The following is a 12,681-nucleotide window of genomic DNA, read 5'->3' on the forward strand; positions in this document are numbered from 1 at the left end:
AATACTTACTCGTGATTAATTATAGTTTATAACCAATAACAGCATAATCCATTGGACCATAAAAATACTGATTAAACTGTTTAGATAACTCATCTAATTCATTTACCTCATCAGCTTTGAATCCATCAGAAGGGTTTAAATTAAGAATTTCTACCTCGGCAAAACCGCAGTATTGCACTAGGAATTGAGTCATTAAACTGGGTAGAGGATTGCGGTGGGTTGGATCGAAGTAAAAATTACAACTGCCCACTAAAACATTAGCAGGATTGGGAGTCTCAAAGATAACCAAACCTCGATGACGCAGCACTCGAAATGCTTCATTTAATAGCTTGACTAATATTTCAAAGGGTAGATGTTCAATAATATGGAATCCCGTGATTACCGCCACGCTTTCGTCTGGCATTGATTGCAAATAAGCAATAACATCTCCTTCTACAACCTCTAATCCTCGACTTTGACATTGTTCAATGACGACTCGGTTTAGATCGATACCTCTGGATCTGTAACCATTATCTCGCAAAAGCTCTAACCACTCTCCCCGACCACAACCTAAATCTAAAATCAGCGAGTCTACTGGGGCAATTTGTGCTTCTCTGAGTCGGGGAAGATACACTTCTAATCTCTCATTAATTTCCTCGCGACTGCCGCGGAAACGCTCCTCAAAGGCGAAGTAAAAGGCATCTAGAGAATGATCTAACTCTCCCGCAAAAATTTGCGCTGGTTCACTCGCCAATCCTCCTTCCGCTCCTGCTGTCGCTTCTAAAAACTTATTCATTAAGCGCTTTTGTTGGAGTAAATCTATCTTTAAATAATGGCTATTTTGAAAATTCTTCTCATTACTATCTTTAATTTGGGTTTCTAGATACTCCTGCAATTGCTCGGTCTTCTGATACAATTCTCGATCAAGGTGGTGGATTTGGGTTTGCAGCCCCTCTTGAATTTGATTAGCGATCCGATCGCGCTTTTGATCTAGTTGCTCGATTTGGCTTTGCAGCCCCTCTTGAATTTGATTAGCGATCCTATCCCCCTTTTGAGCCAGTTGCTCGATTTGGCTTTGCATCTCTCGCTCAAGTTCCTGGATTTCTCCTTGGAGTTCATCTTGATTTTGCTGCTGCCGCTCCTGCCATTTTTGGTCAAGATTATGCAGTTTTTCCTGTAGATTTTGGGTATTATTGACCAGATTTTTCTCCACCGCTTGGCTGTAACCAGATAAACTCTGACTAACCGCCATTAAATTCTCTAAATCTCGCTGGGATTGCGATCGCAAACTTTCCACCTCTGATAATAACTGTCGATTTAATTGTAGGCATTCTCGCAAGGCACTGGCCAGATTGAAGTTCACTTCCCTTTGATCGCGAAATATGGTATTGAGAATCTTTAAAGCCAGAGCTTGCAAGGGTTTAAATAATAACCAGGGGAAACGCCCAAATTTATCCGGCAGTTGGTTACGCACTGCCGCTCTTGACTCGGCTGTTTTGATAAATCCCTCTATATAATCGATTTGATTATTAATTGCTTCCCGATCAAAATCCTCCTTCAGGACTAATTCCCCCGTCGCTGCCGGTGGTGGTGGTACTGGTGCCGAGAGACCCCCCGGAGCTAGGTTTTGGCGCAGGGCTTCTTGGCGAATTTTACCAAGCAAATGCTTGACATTTAGATTGGGATAGTAAGTTTCGATAGTCATAGAAGAAAAAATTAAGTTTAATATTCTCGTTTATTCCGGCACCGAGAGAGACGAAACCGCCCTGATTGAGAATCTTGCCCCCGATAGTGACTACTAATCCCATCTTACAGGTTCCTGTACCATCAGGATGGGATGGCATCGCTGTTAAGACCGTTTTTTTCTGATAAAGTTTCCCCGAACAAGACGTTTGCTGCCCTGTGGTGACAAAATTGACCGAGGAAGTTGGACTAACCTATAGGTATGTGTGGATAAACTAAGACAGTTTAAATATTGTAACCGAATTGCCCAATCAAGGTGAATCAGAGTGTATTCTGGGGGATGGGAATATAACCTTAAGTCTTAAAAGAATCTACTCAATTTGGTCGAGGTTCAGTCTTCAACGATCATTACCAAGGGTAGAAGACCTTGACCGGAACTACTCCCACAAAAAAAAATTTTGCCATAGCTTGATAATTGAGGTCATCTATGCTAGTATATGTGCCATGTTTCAACAGCGTTTTACTTTGTTTCGAGGAGTGAAAAATAAGTTATGACTGTAGATCAAAATTCCATCGTCGGCTTGTACGTCATTTACTTCAACCGTTCCCCTGATCCCGCAGGTCTTGCCTTTTGGCAGAGCCAAGATGTAACCATAGAGGAGATAGCGGCGCAGTTCGGTGCCTCCCCAGAGGCTAAAGCCCTTTACCCCTTCTTGGCAGCCCCCACCCTAGGCGACCCAGCAGCATTTATTGATGAAATTTATCAGAACGCCTTTGGTCGTGATGCCGATGAGGCAGGACGAGAGTTCTGGTTAGGAGTTCTTGAACAGGATAGCTCTCCCGAGTCAGTGGCCGAATTTGTCCTCGCAGTGGCTCAAGGAGCGCGGGGAACTGACAGGGTCGCTCTCCAAAACCGTGCCGATATAGCCCTGCAATTTACCCAAGAAGCGGTTAATGCGAACATCGCCTTCACTCCCGCCGTATTGGCCACCTCATCGCAAATTATCGACACAGTGGATTCCACTGCCGCGAGCGTCACCGCAGCCCAAGCAGCAATAGATCAGGCGATCATTGATATTATCGGTGGTGGCACGGGTACTACCTTCACCTTGCTAGATAATGGAGCCGTACTGACAGCTGCCGCTAACAGCAAAGTCGCTCCCGAAGGTAAGTTTCTCAGTACAGCCAATGATAAGGTTAGTGCTTTGACCTTCCTCAATGGTAGTTTCGTTCAAGACCCTAGCACCAGTGATAACGACGTACTGACCGCCCAGATTGTTGGTTTTGTCACTCCGAACATCGAAAACATTGAGACCATCCAATTCTCTGGTGCTGCTGGTGCTACCGTCCTACTGCAAAACATTAGCAAAGCCAAACAAGTACAGGTGGTCAAAGGTGATTTAACAATCGTTGATGCTAATAACTACGCCATCGATCTTGTGGCTGGTTACGCCAGCAATCTAACCCTACAAGAGACTGTAGGTGGCAAGGATCTCACCGTTAACCTGAACGGGACAACTGCGGGTGCCTCGATTGCGGCCAACTTATTTGATAAAAGCAAGGTCAACCTAGTCGTTAAAGCTGACAGTGTCCTGTCTAACGCTGATACAACCCTGAATACCCTTGCTCTCAATCAAACCCAGAGCAACTTCGTCATTACTGGGGACAAGAACCTAACCATTGACGGCAAGATCGATGTATTTGACGGGACTAATCGACTGGATGCCACTGACTTTACTGGAAAACTGACCCTGAATCTGGGCAAAAACAGTGATATAACCCAGATTGTCGGCGGCAAAAGCGATGACACCTTCACCTTGACGGCGGCAGTAGATCAGATTAATCTTGTTAACCTCAATGGAAACGATGGCAATGACACCTTAACTGTTAAAGTTGGTGCCATTGCTGCTGCTATCAATGGTGTTACCAACGTTGAGACGATTATCTTTAAAGAAGACACCGCCGCTAACACCACAATCACCACTGTGGACACCCTTGTGGCAAGTGGTGCAACTTTAACTGTTGATGCATCTTCCTTCACCACCAAAACCTTAACCTTTAATGGTGCCGCTGAAACCAATGGTTCCTTCAAGATTACTGGTGGTGCATTAGCTGATGCCCTGACAGGTGGTGCCAAGAACGACACCCTTACTGGCAACGGTGGTCCAGATATCTTAACTGGTGGCGGTGGTAACGACCAGTTCGTCTTGAATAAAGCCACTGCCGGTAATGATGTCACGATCACTGACTTCAGCATAGTAGCAAATAACGATGTGTTCGCCCTAAGTAATGCCGCCTTTACCGGTGCTCCGGCAGTGGGAGCGGCTTTGGCGGTTAGCCTTGTGGCGGGTGCAACTAACAGTGCTAATACAATCCTCGTGGATACCTTCGCGAACCTCACGGCTAATCAGACCGCCACTGGCTTAGTGCGCTTTGGTTATGCCACAGATAACGGGAAGTTGTTCTACGATGCTAATGGTAACTTCAGCACTGATCGTATTCTTATTGCGACGACTGCGCCTCTGAATTTAAATGCCAGCAACTTTACTATCGTCGCTTAATTTCCAGTAAGCAGACGAATCCTAGTTGACTATTATAAAAGACCATCCTGAAAAAGGATGGTCTTTTATCGTTCCGGGGTAGAACCCTGGAACGAGAAAGGGAGGGTCTCCCTCCCTTCCCTAGTGGGTTATGGTAGGGTTAATTCATGAATTAACCCTACTCTTGATAAGGGGGGTAATAGCTTCAATTTCCTCGCGACTTTTCTGGGGGAAATCGCTTTAAGAGTTCCTGCTTAGAACAATGGAGAACTAAAGGAGTAAATTCTTCTGGGGACAATTGTAAAATCCGGCTGATAATAGCTTGAATTTCTGGGTCTAACTCACCAAAACGGACTCGGAGCAGGTTTTCCACCACTCGACGTTCCCCCTCTTGCAGACCTTGTTCTAGACCCCGTTCTAGACCCCGTTCTAGACCCCGTTCTAGACCCCGTTCTTCTCCTTCGGCCAGTGCCTCTTGATAGACTCTCGTTTGTTTTAAATCACTTAGTCCAAACATAGCTTCAATTTCCTCGCGACTTTTCTGGGGGAAGTAGTAGGGTTAATTCATGAATTAACCCTACCCTTGATAAGGGGGGTGATAGCTTCAATTTCCCTGCGACTTTTCTGGGGGAAATCGCTTTAAGAGTTCCTGCTTGGAATACTGTAGGAGTAAAGGAGTAAATTCTTCCGGAGACAGTTGTAAAATCCGGCTGATAATAGCTTGCAGTGGTGGGTCTAACTCACCAAAACGGACTCGGAGCAGGTTTTCCACCACCAGACGTTCCCCCTCTTGCAGACCCCGTTCTAGACCCCGTTCTAAACCCCGTTCTAAACCCCGTTCTAGACCCCGTTCTAGACCTTGTTCTAGACCCCGTTCTAGACCCCGTTCTTCTCCTTCGGCCAGTGCCTCTTGATAGACTCTCGTTTGTTTTAAATCACTTAGTCCAAACATAGCTTCAATTTCCTCGCGACTTTTCTGGGGTAATTTGTAAATGATGATACTTTCGATTAGGTCAATTAACTGCCGTTGACTGGACTGGTCGGTGATTTCTTCTCTGGTCCGCTCGATTAGGGTTTGAGCAGTCCTCACCGCTGCCGTTTCCGACTCTACTACTAATTTAATCACACCGATTCCTAAGGAGGGATTGTCCCTTGCGGCCAATTCATCGAGATAAATGCGTCTAACGCTCGATAAATTGAGGATTTCGCCAAAATGTAGGGATTGTTCCCGTTCCACCCCACGATGGGGATAAATGACGACAATTTGCCAGGGGTGAGGTGGTTGATATTGTTTTAGAAATAGGAACAATTCCGCAAAAAGTCGATAGTATAAGCTGTCGTCCGCTTGGAACTGCACTTCCACTAGGTAGAGGGGTTGCTGAATATCTTCTCTGAGTGGTATAAATAAGCCATCGAGACGGAAAGAGAGTTGTTTCACCTCTTGGGAGGTGAATTGATAGTTTGCTGCTCCCGGTTGCGGTTGTCCGATTAAGTCAAAGAAACTGTCGGGAAAGCGCAGGAAGATTTGGTAGAAGAGACTGTCAGTTTTCACGAAAAATCTCGCTTCTCGGGTTTATTGGCAGTTGCCGAATTGATTTAAGAGTTCCTGCTTGGAACAATGTAGGAGTAAAGGAGTAAATTCTTCTGGGGACAATTGTAAAATCCGGCTGATAATAGCTTGAATTTCTGGGTCTAACTCACCAAAACGGACTCGGAGCAGGTTTTCCACCACCAAACGTTTCCCCTCTTGCAGACCCCGTTCTAGACCCCGTTCTAAACCCCGTTCTAGACCCCGTTCTAGACCCCGTTCTAGACCTTGTTTTTCTCCTTCGGCCAGTGCCTCTTGATAGACTCTCGTTTGTTTTAAATCACTTAGTTCAAACATAGCTTCAATTTCCTTGCGACTTTTCTGGGGGAAGTAGTAGGGTTAATTCATGAATTAACCCTACCGGCTTTTCTAGGTTCTGTGTGATAAGTTTAACTTACTATATGATCAATCTTTGTGTCCTCTGTGTCTTTGTGGTTCGTTCCACTCCCTCGCCAGCAGGACTGTATCTCAGAATACATTTTACCCACCAAATCCAAAAGAGCCAATCTAGGGGACATGGCTCTTTTCCTGTATAATCAAGTCTTAATTTTAGGAATTGTCATTATATTTGAGGAAAATCTATGAGTTGGACAGAAGGATATGTATCGGAAGTTAACTACACTAGCGGCTTTTACGGCGAGTTAAGTCCCCTAAAATTAGGTTTAGCGACTCTGATGAAATCCATTCAACCCCCCGATTCCGGTCAAGAATTTACCTATTGTGAATTGGCCTGTGGTCAGGGTTTTACCACGAATATTTTAGCGGCTACCTATCCCCACGCCCAATTTTATGCCAATGATTTCAATCCTAGCCATATCGCCACAGCTAGAGATTTAGCGGCCAAGGCGGGAATGAAGAATATTCTTTTCTTTGATGATAGTTTTGAGGAATTTTTAGAGCGAGATTTACCTCAATTTGACTTCATCAGTCTGCACGGAATTTATAGCTGGATTAGTGCCAAAAATCGCCAAGCAATAGTTAATTTTATTCACCGCAATCTCAAGGTAGGGGGATTAGTTTATATCTCCTATAATGCCCTGCCGGGTTGGTCAGCAGCGATGCCGATGCAAGCTTTAATGTTACGACATGGTCAACACAGTTCCGAACCAATTTTAACCCGCATTGAACAGGCACTTAATTTTACAGGAGAATTATTAGAGGCTAATGCTAGTTATTTTGCCCAAAATCCAATTTTAAAAAATCGTTACGAGCGCCTAAAGGAACAAAATCGTTATTATTTAGCTCACGAGTATTTCAATCAGGAATGGAATTCTTTTTACTTCGATGAAGTGGCGAAAGAATTAGAAGATGCTAAACTTAAATATGTGGGTTCCGCTCATATTAATGACCATATTGATACAGTCAATCTCTCTCCAGTTGCCCAAGAGAAATTAGCAAAAATCAGCGACCCAATCTATCGGGAAGTGGTGCGAGATTTCTTTGTTAATAGCCAATTCCGTCGTGATATTTTTAGTCGAGGCTCTTTAGGTTTAACCAACCAAGAACAGCTTAAACAACTACAAGAAACCCGGTTTGCTCTACTTGTTAATCCCGCAAATATCAAGTTCGAGCAGCAGTTCCCCGTGGGAGAAGTTAAGTTACAGGAGGCAGTTTATCAGCCAATTTGTCAGGTTTTGGCGGAATCTCCCCAAACTTTACAGCAACTGCAAAATCATCCCAAAACCTCAAATATTAACTTAAATGGTCTTTACCAAGCTCTCATGATTTTAACTGGTATTGGCTATACTCATCCTGCTGTGGATGAGCAAACTTGCCAACAACGGAAACCATCTACTGATGCTTTTAATAATGCAGTGAAAGCGAAAGCAGTCTATAGTGAGGAATTAAGCTTTTTAGCTTCTCCTTTGATTGGGACTGGAGTAGTGGTCAATCGTTTAGAACAATTATTCCTCCTGGCTAAATCCTCTAACCAAGATGCAGTACAACTTGTCTGGCAAATTTTGGCAAGTCAAGGTAAAAAAGTAGTTAAAGATGGGAAACCTTTGGAAACAGAGGAGGAAAATATCACTCATCTGAAAACAGTGTACGAGCAGTTTAGTCAAGAACGTTTACTAACATTGCAAAAACTAGGTATTGAGTAAATACTTATCTTAATGTTTCTAGAAACTTGATATTTTTAACCATGACAGTCATCAATTTACAATCTTTCGAGAAAAAGGTTTTCTCCCAAAATGGAGAAGATGGTGTGATTGAGCAGATTTTCGCTCTCATTGGTTTTACCAATCGCTTTTATGTAGAAATTGGGGTAGAAGATGGCAGAGAATGCAATACGCGTTATCTGCGAGAAGTTTATGACTGTCATGGTATCCAGTTAGATAGGGATTATAGTAACCCAGAACTTCATCTCTATCAAGAGTTAATTACTGCCGAAAATATCAATCAAGTTTTTATCAAGTATCAGGTTCCCCACGAGTTCGATTTGCTTTCTATTGATGTGGACGGTAATGATTTTTATCTCTGGTTTAGTTTAGAAAAAATCTATCAACCGCGAGTGGTAGTATTGGAATACAATTCTTCCCACTCACCCAAAGAAGATAAGGTTGTCCCCTACTCTACTCAGCGTTGTTGGGATGGAACAAATTATTTTGGAGCTAGTATTTTAGCTTGGAAAAATTTAGCAGATAAGAAAGGTTATTCCCTTATTTATGCCGATAGTCAAGGGATTAATTTATTTATGGTTAGAAATGATGTTTTAAGCGAAAAAAACTTAATTTTTTTAAATACAAATATCCCAGAGTTAATTTATGTGCCTCCTAACTATTATGGCTGCTTACCCTATAGAAATTTGGCAAAAGGTCATTCTCCCGATCCTTTGCAAAGAAAATATTTAAGTTCGCAAGAAATTTTACTAACAGGCAAATTTGCCGATATAATAGAGGGAACTTATCAAATAGTTGCCCAGTTGAATAAGCGGGTAAGCTTTGCTGGTTATTTAGCTAATTTCCTTCATCCACAATTATTCCGACAAGGGTTTTACTTACCCGAAGAAAATTTTACTTGGTTAAAAGGTAATTATGCTTTTTTTACTATCCAGCTTGACTGTACTGTTCCCCTACTTATAGAATGGCAAATAGTGACAGTTTTTCTCTCGTCAGAAAACCCTACACTTAAGGTGGAGGTATGGGTAAATGAAAAATTAGTGGATATTTGGAACTTTGAATATAATCGTTTACAAAATAATCTTCGTAAGTTTATTTACTGCTCTAAAAATCTACTTAATGAAAACTCATCTCTAATAACTATTGAACTAAAAATAGAGGGTTCCACATCACCTAAAAATTTAGGACTAAGCGATGATGATAGAAACTTAAGCTTGGCTATTTCTCAGATAAATTTTCTTTCTAGTGATTATTAACTTAATCACCAAAAATCTTTCACTCATAAAAATTGATGACTAATTATGTTTATTCAACCAGAAACTTTTATCGAATTTTGTTATGAAACTTTTTTGCAGAGAGCTGCGGATATAGAAGGTAAAATATACTATCTAGAACAGATCAAATTAGGACGGTCTTTTCAGGAAGTTATCCAGTCTTTTTTACGGTCTTCTGAATTTCAGCAGCATCAACAAAATAGCCAAAATAATAATGAGCATCAACGAAAATTTATTACTAATTTATACAAGTATCTACTAAAAAGAAATCCCGATAACTCGGAATTAGAATATTGGCTGAATACCTCCCATACTTTACCAGAAATATTACATATCTTCGGAGAATCAGCAGAGTATAAACAGGTCAATAATTTTAGTCTGAAAAAGCCACCAGAATCCCTGTATGGAATTATGATCAAAAGTGATGAAATTGACGGTTATTTACTCTATCCCACTTTTGATAAAGTCCAACTTCAAGGAGCTTTACAGGGAAAAGCATTTCAGCTAAATGATTTTTTAGTCTGTATGACATTTCTGGAAAATCATAGTCTATTCCACCCCGATAAGTCTTGTTTTCTTGATTTGGGTGCTAATATTGGCTCCACATCCATCTATGCTTTAAAAGGTAATTATTTCCAATCCGCTATCTCTATCGAAGCTTCGGGTTTAAATTATCAATTTCTGACTTTTAATACTCAGATTAACCAGTTAACTGAGCGATTACAAGCACTGAACTACGGATTAGCTAATTTTACTGGTACAAGAGAATTAGTTTGTAACCCTGATAATTGTGGCGACTTCCGTATTCAACCAGTCAATGTCACAGATAATTTATTTAATGAAGACAACTATAGTCGAGAATTAGCCGAGTTTATTACTCTAGATGAGTTAAAGAATCGAGGAATCTTAAATCCTCGAAAAATTGGTTTTGTTTGGATAGATTGTCAAGGTAGTGAAGGACTAATATTTCAAGGAGGACAAGGATTTTTTCGAGAAATATCTGTTCCTTTATATGTGGAATTTTGGCCCTACGGAATTAATCGACTAGCCGGAAAGAAAAGTTATTTAAGCTTTATCGAAACTTTTGCCTCTAGAGTATGGAGATTGCGAGGGGGAAAATTTGTTGAAACAAGTTTAGATTTTCTCGATACATTTTATCAAGATAATTTAAACACTGGGGAATATATTGATATTTTAGTTATTCCTAAACAAGCCTACTAGACTAATAGTTCTTTTTTATCAAGTAAGCAAGTTTAGATTTTTTGATGACAATCTTAAGCAGTCTTTTAATAGCTGACTTAGCTGTAGATAAATTGTTAATTTCCTTTTGTTGGCTTTCAATATTCTCTAATAATTCTACATTCTGAATTTTTAAGGTTTCTAGAGAATATTCCACTTCTTTAAGACTCCTAGATGTAATTAAATACTGGAGAGATTGATTTTGTTTTTCCTCTTGTAATTTTCTCAATTCTAACCAAACTTTACCCGAAGGATTTTCTTTAACTTCGTCAATATTTTTTAGGATAATTTGAGAAATTTTTTCGGAATTTTGCTGCCAGGAAAATTGTTGATATCTCTCTAATCCTTTGTCTATTAGTTGCTGACGAATTTCAGGAATTTGTATTTTTTTGATAGCTTGTATCATCTCATCAATACTGGTGCCGTCAATGTATAAAACTGCATCACCTCCTACCTCTGGAATCGCCGAGTTAAAGCAAGTAATCACCGGACACCCACAGGCCATTGCTTCAATAATTGGCAGTCCAAATCCTTCATAAAGGGAAGGATAAACTAAGGCAATTGCACCCGAATAAGCGGTTTTTAAATCCTGATCATCTAATTTTAAGACATAGGTGGTAATATCTGGAGTTAATTTCGATAATTCTAGCTCTAACTCTAAATCACCACCGACACAAACCACAGCTAAATTATTATTTTCAGGTAAATTATTCCAAGCTTCAAAGAATAATTTGACATTTTTATAACCCTTGAGACTAATGCGGGAACCAACGATGAGAAAATAGGGTTTTAAAATCTGGTATTTTTGCTTAAAACCATCGATTTCTTGAGCTATACTTCGAGAAAATTCTTGGCTGACTCCATTATAAACAACATCAATTTTATCCTGGGTAATGTGGGGATAAAACTTAACTAAATCCTTGGCAGTATTAGCTGATATGGTAATATAACGAGACGCATACAAAATACTGTAGTGTTTTTCTTGCCATTCTGGTTGATTTAAATCCGCTTCTAGGACTTCAGGTATCATATCATGAACCATTAGAGCCGAAGGAGTGCTTAGGGGAGTGGTATAGTAAGTAGAAATAAAGAGAGCTGCCTGAAGCTGATCGCAGATTGCTTGAATTTTTCTAGTATCCTCTCCGCTATGATTATAATCGTAAGCTTCTAATAACCAATATTTTAAGTTTTTTAGTCTCGGTGTGGTTTTATTTCTATCTAAAATAATAATATGTTGACCAAATTCTGAGTTACTCCATTCTTGTAGAATTGAATGCCAAACTCTCGCTATTCCTCCTTGGTTAATTTGAAAAATAACGCCATCAATAACAATAATAGGTTTGCTCTGCTCGCACATAGATTGAATTACTTGTAAGTTTTCTTGCTCATCTTCAGTTAAGGGTACACCTAGATCATGATTAACTTCTAAATCACTAATTTCCCCACGCTGTACTTGATAGTTTTTACACACTTGATTTTGTTCTCGTAAAGATTGATTATTCTTTTGCTGTTCTAATTTATCAGTTCTTTTATCAATAATATAGAGATATTTTTGTTGAAACTCTTGAACAAGTTCTTGCTCTTTTTCTGAAGAAGCACTATCGATCACAGTAATTTATAATTCTCCCTTTTGATAGAAAATTTGTATTAATAAATCCTCTAGTATCCCCGAATAAGCTCGGCTGAATTATCAGCAAAAACAGGGACAGGAACTTTGATTTTATTAACCAATTTTTGATCGTGACTGCTAACTCCGACATAACCGAATAGTGGACGATTGGCTCTTCTGGTTTCTGTGTGGAAACGAGGTCTATACTGATAGTTTCTTTGGCAAAATAGCCCTGAAAGTCTTGCCCAATAAGCATTTCACGATTCCATAAGCAAAAATTATCACATAAAGTCGAGAAGAGCGGACGATTTACCCTCCTCTAAGCTTAAAAGGTCGTTAATAGAGTAACATCTACTAACTGCCTTGCTAAACAACATAAAATAAGCATCTTGTCAAGGGGTCTGCAAAAATTATTTACCAACTGGCGAAAGAAGGGCATGGCGGTGCTAAAGCGATAATTGCGGCGGTAGTCGTCAAAAATAGGATGTGGAGTCAACTATTAGCTATTTTGCCTCCTATTCACCGATAATAGCAAGTCTGACAATTTAGGGACTTCCAGAGAATAAAATACCCAACAAAAAAATAGAAAAGTGTTTTTTTGAAAAAGTAATTATTTTTGTCTAGGAAAACAAAGAGTCTCCCATTACAA

General features: G+C 40.3%; 10 protein-coding genes. 4 read left to right on the forward strand and 6 right to left on the reverse strand.

The window, feature by feature from the left end; translation table 11 throughout:
- Positions 1-19 precede the first annotated feature (19 nt).
- Both H6G40_RS04005 and H6G40_RS04010 read right to left on the reverse strand, forming a co-directional pair.
- Positions 20-1,684 (reverse strand): methionine biosynthesis protein MetW, encoded by a 1,665-nt coding sequence (locus H6G40_RS04005; RefSeq protein ID WP_069473946.1) that lies wholly within the window; start codon positions 1,682-1,684, stop codon positions 20-22.
- Complete coding sequence (locus tag H6G40_RS04010; protein ID WP_176721619.1) at positions 1,632-1,823, reverse strand: hypothetical protein; 192 nt, start codon at positions 1,821-1,823, stop codon at positions 1,632-1,634. Before H6G40_RS04010 ends, H6G40_RS04005 begins: the two co-directional genes overlap by 53 nt.
- A 390-nt stretch (positions 1,824-2,213) precedes the next feature.
- On the opposite strand from H6G40_RS04010, the gene H6G40_RS04015 reads away from it, so the two are divergent.
- The gene (locus H6G40_RS04015; RefSeq protein ID WP_069473947.1) at positions 2,214-4,223 is read left to right on the forward strand and encodes a DUF4214 domain-containing protein; all 2,010 of its coding nucleotides are present in this window, start codon (positions 2,214-2,216) and stop codon (positions 4,221-4,223) included.
- Positions 4,224-4,407: 184 nt separating this feature from the next.
- Here the strand turns inward: H6G40_RS04015 and H6G40_RS04020 are convergent, their stop codons facing one another.
- From H6G40_RS04020 to H6G40_RS04030, 3 genes are all read right to left on the reverse strand, one after another.
- Positions 4,408-4,719: an RpnC/YadD family protein gene (locus H6G40_RS04020; RefSeq protein ID WP_069473948.1), complete on the reverse strand. Its 312-nt coding sequence runs from the start codon at positions 4,717-4,719 to the stop codon at positions 4,408-4,410.
- Between the two features lie 87 nt (positions 4,720-4,806).
- Positions 4,807-5,754 (reverse strand): Rpn family recombination-promoting nuclease/putative transposase, encoded by a 948-nt coding sequence (locus H6G40_RS04025; RefSeq protein ID WP_069473949.1) that lies wholly within the window; start codon positions 5,752-5,754, stop codon positions 4,807-4,809.
- 21 nt (positions 5,755-5,775) lie between these two features.
- A complete protein-coding gene (locus H6G40_RS04030) occupies positions 5,776-6,087 on the reverse strand; it encodes an RpnC/YadD family protein (protein WP_069473950.1) in 312 nt (103 codons plus the stop codon).
- A gap of 284 nt (positions 6,088-6,371) precedes the next feature.
- Here H6G40_RS04030 and H6G40_RS04035 point away from each other — a divergent pair, with 284 nt between their 5' ends.
- Genes H6G40_RS04035 through H6G40_RS04045 form a run of 3 tightly spaced genes read left to right on the forward strand, consistent with a single transcriptional unit; the run spans position 6,372 to position 10,405 of the window.
- Positions 6,372-7,892 (forward strand): methyltransferase regulatory domain-containing protein, encoded by a 1,521-nt coding sequence (locus tag H6G40_RS04035; protein ID WP_069473951.1) that lies wholly within the window; start codon positions 6,372-6,374, stop codon positions 7,890-7,892.
- 41 nt (positions 7,893-7,933) lie between these two features.
- On the forward strand, positions 7,934-9,166 hold the full coding sequence (locus tag H6G40_RS04040) for a hypothetical protein (RefSeq protein ID WP_069473952.1): 1,233 nt from the start codon (positions 7,934-7,936) through the stop codon (positions 9,164-9,166).
- A 45-nt stretch (positions 9,167-9,211) separates the two neighbouring features.
- Entirely contained in the window at positions 9,212-10,405 is a 1,194-nt protein-coding gene (locus tag H6G40_RS04045; RefSeq protein WP_069473953.1) for an FkbM family methyltransferase, read from the forward strand.
- Position 10,406: 1 nt separating this feature from the next.
- On the opposite strand, the gene H6G40_RS23855 is transcribed toward H6G40_RS04045, so the two are convergent.
- Positions 10,407-12,032, reverse strand: a complete 1,626-nt coding sequence (locus H6G40_RS23855; RefSeq protein ID WP_002732867.1) for a glycosyltransferase family 4 protein — start codon at positions 12,030-12,032, stop codon at positions 10,407-10,409.
- Between the last annotated feature and the right edge of the window lie 649 nt (positions 12,033-12,681).

This window comes from Microcystis viridis FACHB-1342, from assembly GCF_014698335.1.
GTDB lineage: Bacteria > Cyanobacteriota > Cyanobacteriia > Cyanobacteriales > Microcystaceae > Microcystis > Microcystis ichthyoblabe_A.

Bases quoted from the DNA above. Each gene is read 5' to 3' on its own strand.
- H6G40_RS04005 (WP_069473946.1), bottom strand. From the start codon at position 1,684: ATGACTATCGAAACTTACTATCCCAATCTAAATGTCAAGCATTTGCTT.
- H6G40_RS04010 (WP_176721619.1), bottom strand. From the start codon at position 1,823: ATGCCATCCCATCCTGATGGTACAGGAACCTGTAAGATGGGATTAGTA.
- H6G40_RS04015 (WP_069473947.1), top strand. From the start codon at position 2,214: ATGACTGTAGATCAAAATTCCATCGTCGGCTTGTACGTCATTTACTTC.
- H6G40_RS04020 (WP_069473948.1), bottom strand. From the start codon at position 4,719: ATGTTTGGACTAAGTGATTTAAAACAAACGAGAGTCTATCAAGAGGCA.
- H6G40_RS04030 (WP_069473950.1), bottom strand. From the start codon at position 6,087: ATGTTTGAACTAAGTGATTTAAAACAAACGAGAGTCTATCAAGAGGCA.
- H6G40_RS04035 (WP_069473951.1), top strand. From the start codon at position 6,372: ATGAGTTGGACAGAAGGATATGTATCGGAAGTTAACTACACTAGCGGC.
- H6G40_RS04040 (WP_069473952.1), top strand. From the start codon at position 7,934: ATGACAGTCATCAATTTACAATCTTTCGAGAAAAAGGTTTTCTCCCAA.
- H6G40_RS04045 (WP_069473953.1), top strand. From the start codon at position 9,212: ATGTTTATTCAACCAGAAACTTTTATCGAATTTTGTTATGAAACTTTT.